This window comes from Streptomyces griseorubiginosus, assembly GCF_001514195.1.
GTDB classification, from domain to species: domain Bacteria; phylum Actinomycetota; class Actinomycetes; order Streptomycetales; family Streptomycetaceae; genus Streptomyces; species Streptomyces griseorubiginosus.
In genome coordinates this window covers 59,149-75,787 of sequence record NZ_KQ948743.1, presented here as the reverse complement: position 1 = coordinate 75,787, position 16,639 = coordinate 59,149, and the positions used below count along the sequence as shown (strand labels likewise).

Here is a 16,639-nt window from a genome sequence, read left to right as displayed (position 1 = left end):
GGGCTGCGCATGTCGCTCGTTACCGGCTTGACAGGTGACGAGCGGAAGGTCATGCTGAGTGCCGTCCGGACGACAATCAGGGCGCCGTCCACGGTCGACGAAGTGGAGCACGGTCATGAACAAGGGGCTCAGTGCGGAAGACGCCGAAGCGGCGGTAAGGCACGCGCGGTTCGGCAGGCTTCCCGAACGCATACGCGTCGAGGACATGACCGAAGCGGTCGAGGCTGCCCCGGCCGGCGGGGCGAACGGATCGTACAACCCCGAAGGCTCGTGGAAGTACTACTCCTGCCTCGTCCTCGACCTCGGGCTTTAGATGCCGCCGGGCGTCCATCCCGGCGACGGACGGTGAATTACCTGGACCGCCCGGTCGGCCGTGCTCCGCACGGTGCCGACCGGGCGATCTGTGCATACGGGGGCTCCCATCCAGGCCCGGTGTCCCGATCGAATACGACCGATTCGGCCGGCGCGGTCGGCTCGAGGGGATCCACCGACTCAGGCATCAGGCGCCGCAGCCCTTCGACCCGTCGAGACGTCAGGGAAGGGGCCGTCCCCACCAGGCACCCCAGCAGCCGCGCCACCTGCTCTTCGGGTAGGTGCTGGTAGTACCACAGCACCCCCGCGGCCCGTTGCCGGACCGGCAGCGGCGTCAACGCGGCCTCCGGACGGGGCCGTTCGTGCACCGCGGCGGCCTCGTCGTGAACCCCGGGCGGGTCGGGCATCTCGTCCACCGGCTGTTCGTCCCACCAGCGCCGCCGCGCGGAACGTGCCACCCCACGGACCGGCTTCCGCCGCAGACACGCCTCGGCGCCCGCTCCGCCGCCCTCGGCCCGGCGAACCACAGCTTGACCAGGGCCTCCTGGAGCAGGCGCCCGGTGCCGGTCGTCTCCCCTGAGCAGCCGCGCCAGATGGTGCAGCGCCGACCACGGGCCGCCACGAGCCACTCTTCCCTCTACATCAAAGGCTCTCCGAACACACGGCGTGGACTGCATGGCCCGCGGCAGCGGGACGCCGGCAGCCACGGCATCGAAGGCCAACCAGTCGAGGCCGTCGAAAGCCTCACCGGGGAGCCGTCACCACCGTGCTGGCCGCGGTCGGCGACGCGGTGACTCAGTCGGAGGCCGTACGACTGCGGCGGCGGGACGTGGAGCACGCGGCGTTCGACAACGTATGGCGCGCGTAGGCACTACTCAGCGAGCGTACCTACGTCGCACACCCATTTCACGCACATGTGTGCCGGGAGCGCTGGGAACGCGCCTTCCTTGTCGACCTCCGGGAGCATCCGAGGGCCGATCGACCGTCGCCGCTGTCAGTCGGAGTCCTCGACCAGGGTGTACATGACGGAGCGCTCCTGCTTGTGGCGTCGGATACGGCCCTTGGCGACCAGGGACTCGAGGGTGTTGCGGACCACCTGCGGGGTGGGGTTGCGGTGCGGGTGCTTCTCCAGGAGTTCCTCCCGCAACTCCTTCGCCTGACGCGGCTCCTCGTACTGGCCGAGCAGCTCCGACAACAGCTCACCGAGCAGCGGCTGGCGCGACTTCGCCTTCGTACCGGCTTTCACCGTGGTGGTGGCCGTAGAAGACTCGGCCGGTGCGGAACGTCGTGCCGAGGACCTGGCCGGCTTCTGATGCGCCTTCGTGACGGCCGGCTCGTCGTGCACCTGCTCGGGCAGACGGTTCGCGTCCGCGAAACCCTCGTACCGCTCGGCGATGTTGAGGATGTCCGTGAGGAGGGCCTCCTCCTGCTTCAGGACGGCGAGCCTGTCCTCCAGCTCCTCCTGCCGTCGACGGTTCTCGTCCAGGTCCGATGCGGCTTGTGCCACGTACCGCGATCGGAGCGTGGCGGCTGATTGGATGGTCACAACCGTTCACTCCCTCGATATGAATGACGTGGCGCATCGTACCCACGCTCTCGTGGGACAGGTGTCACCGCCGGCTGGTCCGTTCCTTCGTTTGTACTGTCCGGTAAGTGTGTCGCAGAACTGCCGTCAAGGCCATCACCCGCGGCCCGCCCTCCACGTCGCATCCGGTTCACATGTCACCCTGATGTGTCTCGGGCAGCCGCCCCGACGGGCGACGGGAAAACGAACGCGGGCGCCCTGGACAAGGGCGCCCGCGTGGATGGAGGGGAGGGACGGGCCCTCCCGTCGGCTCAGCCGCGTACCGTGACCGGGGGAGTGTTGTATCCCTCCGCCCGCAGCCTCGGCCGGTTCGAGGGCAGGGCGGACGTCGGCCACGACATGGTGACCGTCCTGCTCTCACCGGGCAGCAGCCACAGGTAGTTGTCGTCGTAGAGCGTCGGCAGCACCCGGGTGCCGTCCTCGTCCAGCAGGGAGAGCCGGACCATCGCCGCGACCTTGGACCCGCGGTTGCTGACCGTGGCGGTCGCCGTACGCCTCTCCCCGTCACGCGACACCTTCGTGAGGGAGGCGGACAGCTTGGCCTGCTGGACCTCGTTGAGGGCGCGCAGGGCCTCGGGAGTGCGGCAGCGCCAGTAGGTGTTGCGCGAGCGGACCCTGCCGGCTGCGTCCGTGAGGGTCAGCCGCAGCAGGTGCAGATCCGGCAGGTCCTCCGCGGGCGCCGAGGTGAACGCCGGGACCGAGGCGGCGGGCTCCACGTCCACCCGCGCGGTCCGCGTGCCGGCGATCCGGCGGCCGGACAGGTCGTACGTCTCCGCCCTGACCGTGGCCCCCTTGAGCGCCTGGCGGGTGTGGTTGACCGCGATGACCTGCCACTTCACCGGGTCGGCCTGGACATGCAGGGGCTCGCAGGCGCTCCGGCAGCCGAAGTAGGCGCCGTTGACGTCGAAGTCGTAGTCGTACGTCTGCCAGACCGTGCTGTGCCAGGCCGGGTGGGACATCCACAGCATCAGTCCGCTGGCGTTGTCCCACAGGTTGGCGTTCCACGCCTCGAACATGGCGCGGAAGTTCTCGTAGTTGACGAACTGCGCCTTGCGGGTGAAGTCGTCCAGGTCGCGGGCGGTGCCGAGACGGGTCTCGATGGCCGCCTTGTAGTTCTGCGGGGCCTGGTTGCCGCGCTCGCTCCAGTCGTGGAGGTACCAGGCGCCCCCGATGGGCCACTCGGGCCCGTCCTCACCGACCATCGCGCGGGTGCTGGCGGCGGTGGACACGACGGGCATGCCGATCTCGGTGTGGAAGCCGAAGTCCTTGCTGCCGTACGTCGACGGGTCGAAGTAGCGCTCCGGCTCGACCCAGCCGTAGGGGCCGCCACCGGTGACGATGCCGCCGGCGGAGTTGTTCTGGTAGAGCACGCCGGGCACCTGGCTCTCGACCGCCTTGCGCATGCCCTCGTCCACCGCGGCCGGCGGGTTGCCCTCGTTGGCGCCGCACCACACCGCCACGCTCGGGTGGATGCGGTAACGCAGCACGGTGTCGCGGGCCGTGGACGCGAACGCCTCGTGGTCCGGCGGGTCCATGCCCCAGGCGTTGGGGAAGTCGTTCCACACCAGGATGCCGTGGGCGTCGCAGGCGGCGTAGAACTCCTCGCGGTTGCTGCTGCCGACCCAGTTGCGGATCATCGTGAAGTTCATGGCCCGGTGCATGCGCACCGCCGCGTCCATCCGCTCGGCGGGCATCCGGCGCAGCAGTTCGTCCCAGCCCCAGTTGCCGCCGCGCACCAGCACCCGGACGCCGTTGACGCTGATCTTCAGCGGGTCGGGGGTGTTGGTGACGGTGGTGACGTCGGTCCAGGTGTCACCGTCCTCGGAGACCTGGACGGTGTACGTCTTCGGGTACGCCTGCTCCCAGACCACCGCCACCCGGTCGAAGCGCCGGCTCGCGCCCAGGTCGACCTGGAGCCACTGGTGGTCCTCGTAGGCGGAGGACCAGCGGGTTCCGGGATCGCCGTCGGTGGCGTGGGCCGCCACGTGGCCGTCCGCCTCGCTGGAGGCCCGCGCGTCCCGGTGCAGTGCCAGGTCGGTGCCGGGCTCCGCGCTGTCGATGACGGCGAGGGACCACAGGGAGTTGCCCCAGCTGGTGTTGCGCACGCCGCAGGACAGCCGGACCCAACGGGCCGTACGGGCCTCGAAGTCGGTCACCCGGAGGCTGGCGTCACCGCTGTTGAAGGGCAGCGGCACGGCCGTGTTGTCCACCGACGCGGCGTCCGTCCACTGGTCGCCGTCCGCGGAGACCTGCACGACGAAGGTCCGCGCGTAAGCCTGCTCCCAGACGAGGTCGACCCGGTCGAAGGACTGCACCGAGCCGAGGTCGACGCGGATCCACTGGTCGTCTGCGAAGGCGGAGGACCAGCGGGTGCCCGGGTCGCCGTCGGTGGCGTTGGCGGCCGCGTGAGCGTCCTCGTCGGTGGTCGAGGCCTCGGCGGGGGCGTGCAGGGCGAGGTCGGTGCCGGGACGGGCGCTGTCGAACACCGACAGGGTCCACAGGGAACTACCCCAGTCGGTGGCCCGGGTCAGGCAGCGCACGCGGACGTGCCGGGCGCGCTGGTCGCCGAGCTGGACGGTCTGGGTGTACGCGTCGGAGGACGGGGTGAACTTCAGCGGGGTGTCGTACTCGTAGCCGAACTGCCGTATGCCGAAACGCGTGGTGCGGCGGTCGCTCTCGGTGCCGCCGGTGCGGGCGACCAGGGTGAGCTCCTGCAGGGTGGGCTCGCCCAGCCCGTTGGGCCACCACAGGTCGGGGTTCTTAAGCCGCAGGACGCGGAACGCGTCGGGAGTGAAGATGACATCGATGTCTTTCCCCGCGGGGACGGTGACCGTGCGCGAGACGCGGACGTCGCCGAAGGCGGCGGAGACGGTGGCCTCGTGGTCGGTGGTGTCGGCGTTACGGACCGGAACCGTGAGGGTGAGCTCGGCGACCGACAGGTCCGGCAGCTTGGGCAGAACGGTGTCCACACGCGGATCGCCGATCACGATGTGGCCCGTCGATCTCAGCCGTACGTGGTTCCAGATGCCGGCCGCCCGGTCACGGACCGCGGGCATCCAGTCCCACCCCGAGGAGGCGAGGTACGTCGGCGAGTTGAGGTTCATCGTGTTGGCTCCGGCGTCCACCCAGGCCTCGCCCGCCGGGCCCTTGTCACCGGGGCTGCCGGGCACCGGCATGGGGGAGATGCGGACGGCGAGCGCGTTGCCGCCCTCGGCGGCCAGCAGGCCGGTGATGTCGTGGGCGGAGCGGGCGAAGGGGAACGTCACCTCGCCCACTCCGTGTCCGTTGAGCCAGATCTCGGCCTTGTGGTTGACGCCGTCGAACTCCAGCCAGACGTGCCGTCCGCTGCCGGTTCGCAGGCCGCGGGGCAGGTCGAAGTCCCGTCGGTACCACCAGGAGTGACGGGACAGCGCCTCGGGGATGCGCAGGTTGTTCAGTCCCGCGACCGGGTCGGGCAGCTTGCCCTGGTCGACGAGCGTGCCCAGGACGGTGCCGGGCACGGTCGCGGGCAGCCAGCGGCTGGTGTCCGTGCCGGTCCGCGACAGGGCGGGGCCGTCGCCGTCCGCCCAGTCGTCCATGGTGAGCGTCCAGCCCGACTCCAGCGGCACCGTGCCGTCGGCGGCCACCGTGAGCCGCGGCGCTTCGTGGCGGTGGGTGCCCCAGTCGGTCCAGCCGGTGGCTTCGGGTCGGCGGCCCGGGGCGGTGCCGTACACCGCGAAGCCGTTGAGGCCGAGGGGGTTGGGGCTGGAGCGGCGGCGGGCCGTCATCCGCACCCAGCGTGCCGTGACGGGGACCGACAGCGGGATGTCCACCACACCGCCGGTGCCGGCCGTGGTGCGGTAGACGCTGCTCCAGGACTCGCGGTCGCGGGACGTCTCGACGGCGAACTCCCTGGCGTAGCTGGAGAGTAGCTCCTTGCCGGTGGTGCCCGAGCGGGGGTTGCCCTCGGTCGGCGGGGTGAACACCGGGTCGCTCGCGTCGGCTTCGAAGGTCAGCCGGACGCGGTCGACGCGGCAGTCCGCCTGCAGGTCGACCTCGATCCACTGCGGATCGCCCGCTTCGGCCCGCCAGCCGGTGCCACGTACCCCCGGTCCGGGGAGTGCGTCCACCGCGAACTCTGCGGGAGTCGGCGCGTAGGCCTGCGAGGAGACCCGGACCGGGCGGTAGGCGGCGAGCTCACCCGGCGCACTGGAGGCGGTGGTACCGGTGGCGTCGACGGTTCGGGGAGCGGCTTCGGCGGCCGGTGCGAAGACCGTGCCGAGGCCGAACCCGGCCAGCAGCGTCGAGCCGGTCGCGACGAGAGTGCGTCGGGAAGGGTGTCGCGGACACGCCTGTTCGACCATGTGTAGTCGTCCAATCACAACGGGTGAGAGAGGATGGTGCGGGTCGTCGACTGCGGGGGCGTCCTCCGCTCTGACAACGTTGCCAAAGGCTGTGGCGCCGGACACGTTCCTGTCAAGACCTGTGACGACAGGTGGGTCTTCCCCCGGGTCGCACGCGGGAGGGGGGCGTGTGACCGGAAGGCTCACGAACTCGTCACCTGACAAGAAGGTGATTACGGATAGTCGGCTTCGGGCATATGTGTCGCTCGCCGTGGCCCGCACTTGGTCACGGAAACGCCTCGAGCCCGGCGCACCACCGGTGCGCCGGGCTCAAGTGGCTCTTCGGCCGGAAGGTCAGCGGGCGGCCGGGGCCGGCGCGGACTTCTTCCGGGCGCGGTACGCGGCGGCCTTGATCTTGTTGCCGCAGGACTCCATGCCGCACCACTGGCGCCGCATGCCCCGGGAGCGGTCGATGTAGACCCGGGTGCACTCGGGGTTGCCGCACTCCTTCATCAGGGGCACGTCGGGGCCGCTGAGCAGCTCGACGGCCTGACGGGCGACGGTCGCGAGTGCCTGCTCGGGGGTCGCGTCGGTGTGCCGGCCCGCCAGGGTGAGCTGCGGAGTCGCGGGCGCCTTGCGCGCGGCCGCGTTGAGCACGGCGAGCGCCTCCCGGTCGAACTGCTCGCCGAGTCGACGGTCGGTGACGAGCCGGTAGACGGCTTCGCGTACGGTGGTGGCTTCCTGGACGTCGGCCTCCTTCCCCGGCGTGATCGCGTCCACGAGCCCGGACTCGAGATACCAGGCGTTGAGGCGCTCCGGCGTCACGAACATCTCGAACCGGGTCGAGCGTCGGGCCCGGAGCGTTGCCGCGAAGTCGAGAGCCGGGTGTCCGCATACGAAGACATGGTCAAGATTCACATCACCATCTTGACAGGTGACTTACGGGAAACGCAAGAATCGTCACCCTTCCAACCGGTTCTGCTCGGCACGCGTGTCCCCGAGTCGTGCTGTGTTGGGTGCGACCGCGCTGGTCAGAGCTGCCGTGAGGGACTCCTGGTGTGCGGCTCATGGCGTCAGCCGGAGTGCGCGGCCCTGCCAGCGGCGCCGCAGCCATCGGTCGTGACTGGCGACCACGATCGCGCCTGGGCCCGGTCCCAGGGCGGCCTCCAGTTCGTCGCACAGGGCGGGGGAGAGGTGGTTGGTGGGTTCGTCGAGAAGCAGGAGCTGCGGCGGACGCGCGACCAACAGGGCCAGCGCGAGCCGCCTGCGCTGGCCCACGGACAGATGCCCGACAGGCTTGTCCAGATCCGCCTCGTGCATCAGCCCGAGTGAGCTCAGCGGCACCTTCTCGGCCCACCGGGCGCCCAGCGTCTGCTCGTAGGTCTCGCGGACCGTGCGGTCGGGACGCTCGAACGCGGTGTCCTGCGCGAGCATCCCCACCCTCAGCCCGCGCCGTCGGTGCACCTCGCCGTCGATCGGGAGACGTCCGGCGAGTACGGCCAGGAGCGTCGACTTGCCCGCGCCGTTGCCGCCGGTGACCAGCAGCCGATCGGTCGGCGAGACCTCCAGACTGTTCAGTGAGAGTCGCCCCGGGATCCGTACGTCGAGCAGCGAGACCAGGGGACCGGAGTCGTCCTCACCGCTCGCGGCCAGGTGCCCGGAGGTGAACCGGAGCGGGCGCGGCGGCTCGCCGACCCGGTTGCGTTCCAGCTCCTCCAGGCGCCGGGTGGCGTTGCGGACGCGGCGGGAGATCTGGCTCTGCACCCGGCCCGCCCTGTGGCCGTAGCCCATCTTCTCGTTGTCGGTGGGACCCCGGTCCGGCGCGACCCGGTGCGCGGTCACACCCGCCGTCTGCCGCAGCTGCGCCAGCTCCTCCTCTTCCTCGGCGTACCGCCGCTCCCAGCGTTGCCGCTCGGCCCGCTTCTCCGCGAGGTAGGCGCTGTAACCGCCGCCGTAGCGGACCGGGCCGTCCACCGCAGGGTCGAGGTCGATCAGGTCGGTGCAGACGGCGTCGAGGAAGGCGCGGTCATGACTGGCGGCGACCACGGTTCCGGGCAGGTCGCGGAGCTGCTCCTCCAGGAAGCCGGCGGCGCCGTCGTCGAGGTGGTTCGTCGGCTCGTCCAGCAGCAGCGCCGAGGGCCGCCGTACGAGCAGGGCGGCCAGGGCGAGGCGGCCGCGCTGCCCGCCGGAGAGCGAACCGAGCGTGCGGTCGTGACCGAGCGCGCCGAGGCCCAGGCCGTCCAGTACCAGGGCCGCACGGCGGTCGGCGTCCCAGGACTCGCGATCCTGGGCCTGTTCCAGGCGCCTTCCGTAGGAGTCGAGGAGATCCTGGTGGGCGGGGTCGTCCTCGGGGACGTGCGCGAGTTCCGTGCCGAGCCGGTCCAGCTCGGCGAGATCCTCGCGGGCCTCGCGCAGTGCCTCGTCCAGCACGACGGCGATGGTGGCGCCGGCGTCGTAGGGCATCTCCTGGTGGAGGAAGCCCAGGTCGGCGGGGCAGGTGACGCTGCCCGCGTCGGGGGTGTCCAGGCCGGCGAGGATGCGCAGCAGCGTGGACTTGCCGACGCCGTTCTCGCCGATCAGGCCGATGCGCCGGCCGGGAGCGGCGGTCAGGGAGATGCCGTCGAGGATGCGGCGGTCGCCGAGTGTGCGGACCACGTCCTGGGCGAGCAGCGCGGGCTGCACAGGGTGCTGGGGCATGAAGAACCGTCCAACGTGTTCGGAGTTCGGCCCGCGGGGCGTGTCGCCTCGGACGCGGGCCACGTCACACGTCGGCGGTTCACACCTCGGGAGCCCCCGTCTCCGTGAGGGTGCCGTCGGCCAGCCGCAGCCACCGGTTCACCCCGATCTCCGCGAGGAACCGCTCGTCGTGGCTGACCACCACGAAAGCGCCCCGATAGGAGTTGAGCGCGCCCTCCAACTGCCCGGCGCTGACCAGGTCGAGGTTGTTGGTCGGCTCGTCGAGCAGCAGCAGGTGCGGGGCCGGTTCGGCGCACAGGACACAGGCCAGGGTGGCGCGCAGGCGTTCGCCGCCGGAGAGCACGCCGACCGGCAGATGGGCGCGGGTGCCCCGGAAGAGGAAGCGGGCGAGCAGGTTCATGCGCTCCGCCTCGGGCCGCTCGGGAGCGAAGGCGGCGAAGTTCTCCGCCACCGTGCGGTCCAGGTCCAGCAAATCCAGGCGCTGCGAGAGGTAGGCGATCCGGCCGTCACCGCGCCTGATCTCGCCGCCGTCCGGGGGGAGGTCACCGGTGATCAGACGCATCAGGGTGGTCTTTCCGGCGCCGTTGGGGCCGGTGAGGGCGATGCGTTCGGGGCCGCGGACGGTGAGGTCGAGGCCGTGGCCCGCGAACACGGGCTTGGCCGCGAGGCGGACCTGCATGCCCTCGCCGATGAAGAGGTTGCGCCCGGCGGGCACCTGGGTGTCGGGCAGTTCCAGGGTGAGGCGCTGCTCGTCGCGCAGGGCACGCCCGGCCTCGTCGAGACGGGCCTTGGCGTCGCTGACGCGGGAGGCGTGCAGGGTGCCGGACCTGCCCGCGGCCTCCTGTGCGCCGCGCTTCATGGTGCCGGCGAAGATCTTGGGCAGGCCCGCGTTCTTGAGGTTCTTGGAGGCGTTGCTCATGCGGCGCTCGGCGCGCTCCCGGGCCTGCTGCATCTCCCGCTTCTCCCGCTTGAGCTCCTGCTCGGCGTTGCGGACGTTCTTCTCGGCGACCTCCTGCTCGGCCCGCACGGCCTCCTCGTACTCGGTGAAGTTGCCGCCGTGGAAACGGAGTTCGTCGCTGCCCAGCTCGGCAATGCGCTCCATGCGGTCGAGGAGTGCGCGGTCGTGGCTGACCAGAAGCAGGCAGCCGGTGAAGTCCGAGAGGACGTCGTAGAGCTTGTGGCGGGCCTCGCTGTCGAGGTTGTTGGTGGGTTCGTCGAGCAGCAGGACGTCGGGGCGCTTGAGCAGTTGGGCGGCGAGGCCGAGGGAGACGACCTGGCCGCCGCTGAGCGTGCGCAGGGTGCGGTCCAGGGCGAGGCCGGCCAGGCCAAGGCGGTCGAGTTGGGCGCGGGTGCGCTCCTCGATGTCCCAGTCGTCGCCGATGGCGGCGAAGTGCTTCTCGTCGACGTCGCCGGACTCGACGGCGTCCAGGGCGCGGACGACGTCGGCGATTCCCAGCACTTCGGCGACGGTGAGGTCGCCGGTCAGCGGAAGGCTCTGCGGGAGGTGGCCGAGGGTGCCGCTCACGGTCAACGAGCCGGTGGTGGGGCGGAGTTCGCCGGCGAGCAGTCTGAGCAGGGTGCTCTTGCCGGAGCCGTTGGGGGCGACCAGGCCGGTGCGGCCGCTGGTCATGGTGAAGGACAGGTCATGGAAGACCGGGGTGTCGTCGGGCCAGGCGAAGGAGAGGTTCGAGCAGACGATCGCGGCGTCGGACATGGAGGCGACCTCGAAAGGACGGAGGGCAGAGCGGATACCTCTGCCCTGGGCAGACGTGGGAGAAGGGGTCGACGAAACGGACCACCGCGGCAGCGCTTCTGAGCGCCGGCCGATGGCCGTCAGATCCGGATCTCATCCGGAGATGTCGTCTTCACCCACCACGTCTGTGACTCCTCGATCGACGGTCAATGTCTCCACAAGCCTAACAGCCGCCCCTCCGACGGGTCGACGGGTTTTGCCCCGGGCGGCCTCACACGTGTGCGCGAACGACTCGGCTGTTTGACAGCTCCATGGACGCATGCCAGCATCGTCACCGGTTGAACTGGTGACGATGCCGAATGGGCTCGCCAGGGTTCACCTGTGCCGGAAGGAGCGCACACCATGGCGGACAAGCCGAAACCCAGGACCGAGGGTGCACCGGTGGGGCGGCGGGCGATGCTGGGCATGCTCGGCGCGGGCGCCGCGGGACTCGCCGCCGCGCCCTACCTCCAGAAGGGCTGGGAGAACTTCCTGGCCGCGGCCTCGGAGGTCGACGCGACGGGTCTGACCGGACTGCTCCCCAACCCGGGCGGCTTCCGCTACTACAGCGTCGTCGGCTCGGTCCCGCACAAGGACGAGACGAATTACGCGCTCACCCTCGGCGGCCTGGTCGACCGGCCGAGGACCTACACGCTCGACCAGTTGCGCGCGATGCCCCGGACCCGGGTCGTCCACGATGTCGTGTGCACCGACGGATGGCGTGTCGAGAAGACGCCGTTCGACGGAGTGAGGCTCGCGGACCTGCTCGACGACGCCGGCGTGCGCTCCAAAGGCGCCGCCATCCGCTTCACCTGCTTCGACGGCGCCTACAGCGAGAGCCTCACCCTGGAACAGGCCCGGCGTTCGGACGTCCTGGTGGCGCTCACCATGCAGGACAAGCCCATCACCCACGCGCACGGTGGCCCGGTCCGCCTCTACGTGGCACCCATGTACTTCTACAAGTCGGCCAAGTGGCTGTCCGGCATCTCGGTCACCGACAAGGTCGTTCCCGGCTACTGGGAGGAGCGCGGTTATGCGGTCGACGGCTGGCTCGACGGGGCCGACCGGCAGGGTGACGCGGCCTGAACGCGAGGGCCGCATACGCCGGTTCAGCACCGCAGAGCGGATGGTCCACCGGGTCACCGGTTACCTGATGCTCCTCTGTCTGGTCACCGCCGCCTGCCTCTACCTCGGACCACTTGCACAACTCGTCGGGCGGCGGCACCTGATGGTCACCGTCCACGAGTGGTCCGGCATCACACTGCCCGTGCCGTTCCTGCTCGGGCTTCTCTCACCCGCCTTCCGTGCGGACCTGCGCCGCCTCAACCGCTTCGCGGTGTACGACCGCCAGTGGCTGCGCGCCGTCCGCAGGCGCCGCACCTCGCCCGAGGCGCGCCCGGCCGGCAAGTTCAACGCGGGACAGAAGCTCTACGCGGGCTGGATCGCCGGTGCCGTACTGGTGATGATGTTCACCGGCCTGCTGATGTGGTTCATGGGGCTGCTGCCCTTCATCTCCCGCACCAGCGCGATCCTCGTCCACGACATCCTGGCCTGGGCGATCACCTTCGTCGTCCTCGGTCACCTGCGCAAGGCGTTCGAGGATCCCGAGGCGCGGCTGGGCATGCGCACCGGACACGTCAGCCTTTCCTGGGCCCAGCGGCACCACTCGCGGTGGCTGCGCGAGGAGCGGGAGGGTGACGCTGCCGCGGACGCGGTGGATCGTCGAATGACCTGACCGGCACGCCACCGGGCGCGGGCGGCGGTCGTGAATGCGGACCGTCAACTGACTGCCGTCGCGCCTGCGACGCTTGCCAACCTGGAGCCAGGTCGACGGCCGCCAGACCTCCCCGGCACCTCCTCTCGATGCACATATTCAATCGTCACCACTTTGAGTGGTGATGACATTCGGTCGGCCCTCGGCGCACCCCGTGTGCCACGCACATGTGTCGCCTGCGGCCGGACACTCCTACCTTCTCCGATGGGAAACCCATGAGACGACTTCTGACTGTCCTCGCGGCCGGTGTGCCGCTGGCTGCCGCGGTGTACCTGCCGACCGCCTCGGCGGAGACCAAGGACCCGTCCGCCACATCCGCCTTCGTCTGCTCGGCACCCGCCGTGAAGGCCCCGGCCGGCACGGAGGTCGAGTCCGTGACGGCAGTCGGCCGGCAGGGCGGCACCATCGCCGGTACCGGCGTCCTCGGTGGTTCGGTCTCCGGCGTCCCCGCCTACTGCGAGGTCACGGTCATCCTCACCCACCCCGGGGACAACGACCACGCCAAGGTGCGGACCTGGCTGCCCGTCACCGGCTGGAACGGCCGCTTCCAGGGGCTGGGCGGCGCCGCCTACCTCGCCGGCGACAACAACGTCGGCCTGGGCACCGCGGTCAAGAGCGGCTACGCCGCCGTCAGCACCGACGCCGGTGTCGGCGACGCCCTCGACACGAGCTGGGCGCTGAACAGCGAAGGACGGGTCGACACCGCCCTGCTGGAGAACTTCGCCTCCCGCTCCCAGCACGAGGCGGCAGTCGTCGGCAAGGATGTCGTCGACGCGGCATACGGCAAGCGTCCGTCGTACTCCTACTTCACCGGCTGCTCCACCGGTGGCCGCCAGGGCTACATGGAGGCCCAGCGCCACCCCGAGGACTTCGACGGCATCCTCGCCGACGCGCCCGCCGTCAACTGGGACGAGTTCGAGGTCGCCACCCTGTGGCCGCAGATCGTCATGAACAACGAGAAGACCTACCCGTCCCAGTGTGAGTTCACCGCCTTCTCCAACGCCGCCGTCAAGGCCTGCGACTCCCTGGACGGCGTCAAGGACGGCCTGGTCGACGACGCCTCCCGGTGCGACTTCGACCCACGCCGCCTCATCGGCACCAAGGTCCTGTGCGAGGGCAAGGAGCTGACCGTCACAACGGCCGACGCCACCGTCGTACGCAAGATCTGGGACGGTCCGCGCACCGCCTCCGGCAAGAAACTCTGGTACGGCGTCCCCGTCGGCGCCGACATCTGGGCCCTGGCCGCGCACACCGACCCCGACGCCGGCGGCAACGTCATCGGCTCGCCGTTCCCGGTCCCCGCCGCCTGGCTCAAGCTCTGGGTGGCGAAGGACCCGTCCCTCGACCTCTCCGCGATCACTTACAGCCGGTTCGCGCAGCTGTTCAGGCAGTCCCAGACCGAGTACGACAAGGTCATCGGCACCGACGACCCGGACCTCTCCCGCTTCCGCAAGTCCGGCGGCAAGCTGATCACTTGGCACGGCGAAGCCGACCAGTACATCCCCACGCAGGGCACGGTGCAGTACCGCCAGAAGGTCGAACGGGAGTTGGGCGGCGCCAAGAAGGCCGACGACTTCTACCGCCTCTTCCTCGCACCGGGCACCAACCACTGCGGCCTCAACGGCCTCGACGGCTCCGCGGACGGCCTCGCCGCACTGACCGCCTGGGTCGAGCACGGCAAGGCTCCCAGGACCCTGCCGGCCACCCTGGTCAACGACCAGGGGCAGAAGGTCTCTCGCGACCTGTGCGGCTACCCGCAGGTCTCCCGCTACAAGGGCCACGGCGATCCGGCCGTCGCCTCCAGCTTCAAGTGCGTCTCCCCGTCCCGGCACTGACCCGCCGGACGACGACCGACCTGAGAAAGGCCGAACTTCCATGAGCACCCAGACATCGGCCCCCGCGCCCGCGGCAACGGACGAACGCTCCTTCCTGCTGAGGCTGTACCTGAGCCGAGGCGCCCTGGCCCTGGCCTGGGCCCTGGCCTTCGCCGGAGCCCACGAGGACGTCGACGCCGTGGCGACCACGCTCCTGGTCGCCTACCCGCTGATCGACGCCGTGTCCTCGCTGCTCGAACACCGGGCCACCCCGAACGGCCCCGAGCGCCGGGTCATCGCATTCAACGGGGTGCTCAGCGCGCTCGCCGCCGTCGCACTCGGCATCGCCGGCGCCGACGGCGGGGCGCCCGTGCTCCACGTGTTCGGCGCCTGGGCGATCGTCTCGGGAACCGCCCAGGTCATCGTCGGAGTACGGCGGCGTGGTCCTGAACTGGGCAAGCAGTGGCCGACCCTGATCTCGGGCGGACTGTCCTTCCTCGTAGGCATCACCTACAACATCCAGGCGGTGCGCGACAACCCCTCCCTCGAGGTGCTGTCGGTGTACGCCACGGGCGGCGGTGTGTGGTTCATGCTCCAGGCGCTGCTGCTGGGCTGGAAGTCCCGCCGGCTCCGCACCCGGACCACGTGACCTGCTCCCATCCCGCCCCACTGCCCCGCGGCCTTCCTGGCCGCGGGGCGACGTACGTCGGTGTGCGCCGGCCGCCGGGCTCAAGGGCGCGCGAGTGGCACGGGACCGGAGGACCGTCAGTGGCTGTCCGCGCCGTTCACCATGCGGGGCCCTGAGTACGGGAGAGAGGGAGAGCCGCATCTCATGGAAGCCGACGACAACTCGACCCGCATCAGTACCAGTTGTGGCATGCGTCGGCCCACTGCGCGCAGGGAGTGGGGCGAGGCAGGCACGACGGAGGGGCCCGCGCACCCCGTGGGCCCTCCAGTGGCAGGTGGACTCAGTCGTCGCTGTCGAGGAGGGTCAGCACCCGAAGCACCTCCAGATTGATCCAAGTCGGCGTCCCGGAGGGTCAGTTCACCGACCAGGCGGGCGCCAGGTCCGAAAAGTCGGTGTACAGGGCGGTCGTCGGTGCGGCCGGCGAGTTGGGGACCCGGCGTGGGGAGTCGGTGGTGGGCAGGCCGCACTGCTGGGGGTCCACTTGTGCCCCGGCGGCCCGCAGAAACGCACCGAGGGCATGCGGGTCGGGTGTGGGTTCCATGCTCTCCGGTGTCTTGCTGCCGGGCGCGGCGCGACACAGGTGTGAGGGGGCAGGATCCTTCCCAGGCAGAAACCTGCCTCTCCCGCGGACGGGACGGACGACGGATGGTGGATGTGTGCCCGGCGGCGACCGGGTGCTCCCGTACTTCGTCCCTCATGTCTCTGAGGAGTGTTCTCCATGTCCTTCACCCCTGTCAGCTTCGGCAGCGCCGGCATCGAGATCGCCGCCCACCTCCACACCTCTGACACCCCGGCCGCCGGCCCTCGTCCTGCGCTGGTGGTCGGTCACCCCGGTACCGGAGTGAAGGAACAGACCTCCGGTACCTACGCGGCGCTGATGGCCGAGCGCGGATTCGTCACCCTCGCCTTCGACGCCGCCCACCAGGGCGAGTCGGGCGGTCTGCCCCGCGGCCTGGAGGACCCCGCCCAGCGCATCGAGGACTTCAAGGCCGCCGTCTCCTACCTCACCACCCGCGAGGAAGTGGACCCCGAGCGCATCGGCCTGCTCGGCATCTGCGCCTCCGGCGGCTACTCGCTGGCCGCCACCGGTGGCGACCACCGCGTCAAGGCCGTCGCCACGGTCTGCACCGCCGAGCCCGCCCGCCAGTTCCGCTTCGGCGCCGACGGCTCCCAGGACCCGGCCGTCTTCCAGGCCCTGTTGGACGCCTCCGCCCAGGCCCGCACCCGGGCGGCCCGCGGCGAGGACCCGGGCGTGCTGACGATGTTCCCCGACACCGCCGAGGAGGCGGGCGCCTTGGGCGGCGAGCACGGCATCGAGGGCTGGGAGTACTACTGCGGCCCCCGGGGCCACCACGAACGCTCCGCGAAGTTCCTCACCTGGGACAGTGTCGACAAGATGGCCTCCAGTGACGTCTTCCGTGCCGTTCCCCTCATCGGCCCCCGCCCCATGCTGCAGATCATCGGCGAGCGCGCGGTGACCGCGTGGATGGCGGTCGAGGCCCACCAGGCGGGCACCGGCCCCAAGGAGCTCCACCGCATCCCCGGCGCCAGCCATGTCGACCTCTACGACAAGCGCGAGTACATCGACCAGGCCGTCGAGAAGCTCACCGACTACTTCACCACCCACCTCGACAAGTGACCGGCCTGAGCCACGGGCGGGGAAACATGCGGGAGGGGCCGACAGCACACGCTGTCGGCCCCTCCCGCATGTGTGG

12 protein-coding genes and 2 pseudogenes are annotated in these 16,639 nt (G+C 70.6%); 7 read left to right on the top strand and 7 right to left on the bottom strand.

Annotation, left to right across the window (positions count from 1 at the left end; translation table 11 throughout):
• Positions 1 to 115: 115 nt before the first annotated feature.
• Positions 116 to 313, top strand: coding sequence for a hypothetical protein (locus AQJ54_RS33810; protein WP_062243881.1), 198 nt, complete (start codon positions 116 to 118; stop codon positions 311 to 313).
• Between the two features lie 160 nt (positions 314 to 473).
• Here the strand turns inward: AQJ54_RS33810 and AQJ54_RS46950 are convergent.
• Positions 474 to 989 (bottom strand): annotated as a pseudogene (locus AQJ54_RS46950) (SigE family RNA polymerase sigma factor); the annotation flags it as partial.
• A gap of 72 nt (positions 990 to 1,061) precedes the next feature.
• Here AQJ54_RS46950 and AQJ54_RS44095 point away from each other — a divergent pair.
• Positions 1,062 to 1,180, top strand: a pseudogene (locus tag AQJ54_RS44095) (GPP34 family phosphoprotein); the annotation flags it as partial.
• Positions 1,181 to 1,306: 126 nt separating this feature from the next.
• On the opposite strand, the gene AQJ54_RS33800 reads toward AQJ54_RS44095, so the two are convergent.
• The 5 genes from AQJ54_RS33800 to AQJ54_RS33780 all read right to left on the bottom strand — a co-directional run bounded on the left by AQJ54_RS33800 (position 1,307) and on the right by AQJ54_RS33780 (position 10,630).
• Positions 1,307 to 1,858, bottom strand: a complete 552-nt coding sequence (locus tag AQJ54_RS33800) for a hypothetical protein (protein ID WP_211278613.1) — start codon at positions 1,856 to 1,858, stop codon at positions 1,307 to 1,309.
• A gap of 290 nt (positions 1,859 to 2,148) precedes the next feature.
• Positions 2,149 to 6,240: a discoidin domain-containing protein gene (locus AQJ54_RS33795; RefSeq protein ID WP_062243879.1), complete on the bottom strand. Its 4,092-nt coding sequence runs from the start codon at positions 6,238 to 6,240 to the stop codon at positions 2,149 to 2,151.
• 333 nt (positions 6,241 to 6,573) lie between these two features.
• On the bottom strand, positions 6,574 to 7,137 hold the full coding sequence (locus AQJ54_RS33790) for a CGNR zinc finger domain-containing protein (RefSeq protein ID WP_062243876.1): 564 nt from the start codon (positions 7,135 to 7,137) through the stop codon (positions 6,574 to 6,576).
• Positions 7,138 to 7,284: 147 nt separating this feature from the next.
• Positions 7,285 to 8,916, bottom strand: coding sequence for an ABC-F family ATP-binding cassette domain-containing protein (locus tag AQJ54_RS33785; RefSeq protein WP_062243872.1), 1,632 nt, complete (start codon positions 8,914 to 8,916; stop codon positions 7,285 to 7,287).
• Between the two features lie 79 nt (positions 8,917 to 8,995).
• On the bottom strand, positions 8,996 to 10,630 hold the full coding sequence (locus AQJ54_RS33780; protein WP_062243869.1) for an ABC-F family ATP-binding cassette domain-containing protein: 1,635 nt from the start codon (positions 10,628 to 10,630) through the stop codon (positions 8,996 to 8,998).
• A gap of 381 nt (positions 10,631 to 11,011) precedes the next feature.
• On the opposite strand from AQJ54_RS33780, the gene AQJ54_RS33775 reads away from it, so the two are divergent.
• From AQJ54_RS33775 to AQJ54_RS33760, 4 genes are all read left to right on the top strand, one after another.
• Positions 11,012 to 11,734 (top strand): molybdopterin-dependent oxidoreductase, encoded by a 723-nt coding sequence (locus tag AQJ54_RS33775; RefSeq protein ID WP_248845487.1) that lies wholly within the window; start codon positions 11,012 to 11,014, stop codon positions 11,732 to 11,734.
• Positions 11,682 to 12,383 (top strand): cytochrome b/b6 domain-containing protein, encoded by a 702-nt coding sequence (locus AQJ54_RS33770; RefSeq protein ID WP_079070134.1) that lies wholly within the window; start codon positions 11,682 to 11,684, stop codon positions 12,381 to 12,383. The genes AQJ54_RS33775 and AQJ54_RS33770 overlap by 53 nt, the downstream gene beginning before the upstream one ends.
• 254 nt (positions 12,384 to 12,637) lie before the next feature.
• A complete protein-coding gene (locus AQJ54_RS33765; RefSeq protein ID WP_062243864.1) occupies positions 12,638 to 14,257 on the top strand; it encodes a tannase/feruloyl esterase family alpha/beta hydrolase in 1,620 nt (539 codons plus the stop codon).
• Between the two features lie 40 nt (positions 14,258 to 14,297).
• Positions 14,298 to 14,885 carry a DUF308 domain-containing protein gene (locus AQJ54_RS33760; protein ID WP_062243861.1) on the top strand — a complete coding sequence of 196 codons (588 nt, stop codon included), beginning with the start codon at positions 14,298 to 14,300 and terminating at the stop codon, positions 14,883 to 14,885.
• Between the two features lie 391 nt (positions 14,886 to 15,276).
• Here AQJ54_RS33760 and AQJ54_RS46945 read toward each other — a convergent pair whose 3' ends face one another.
• Complete coding sequence (locus AQJ54_RS46945) at positions 15,277 to 15,465, bottom strand: hypothetical protein (protein ID WP_062243857.1); 189 nt, start codon at positions 15,463 to 15,465, stop codon at positions 15,277 to 15,279.
• A gap of 177 nt (positions 15,466 to 15,642) precedes the next feature.
• Here AQJ54_RS46945 and AQJ54_RS33750 point away from each other — a divergent pair, with 177 nt between their 5' ends.
• Positions 15,643 to 16,563 carry an alpha/beta hydrolase gene (locus tag AQJ54_RS33750; RefSeq protein ID WP_062243854.1) on the top strand — a complete coding sequence of 307 codons (921 nt, stop codon included), beginning with the start codon at positions 15,643 to 15,645 and terminating at the stop codon, positions 16,561 to 16,563.
• Positions 16,564 to 16,639: the final 76 nt, after the last annotated feature.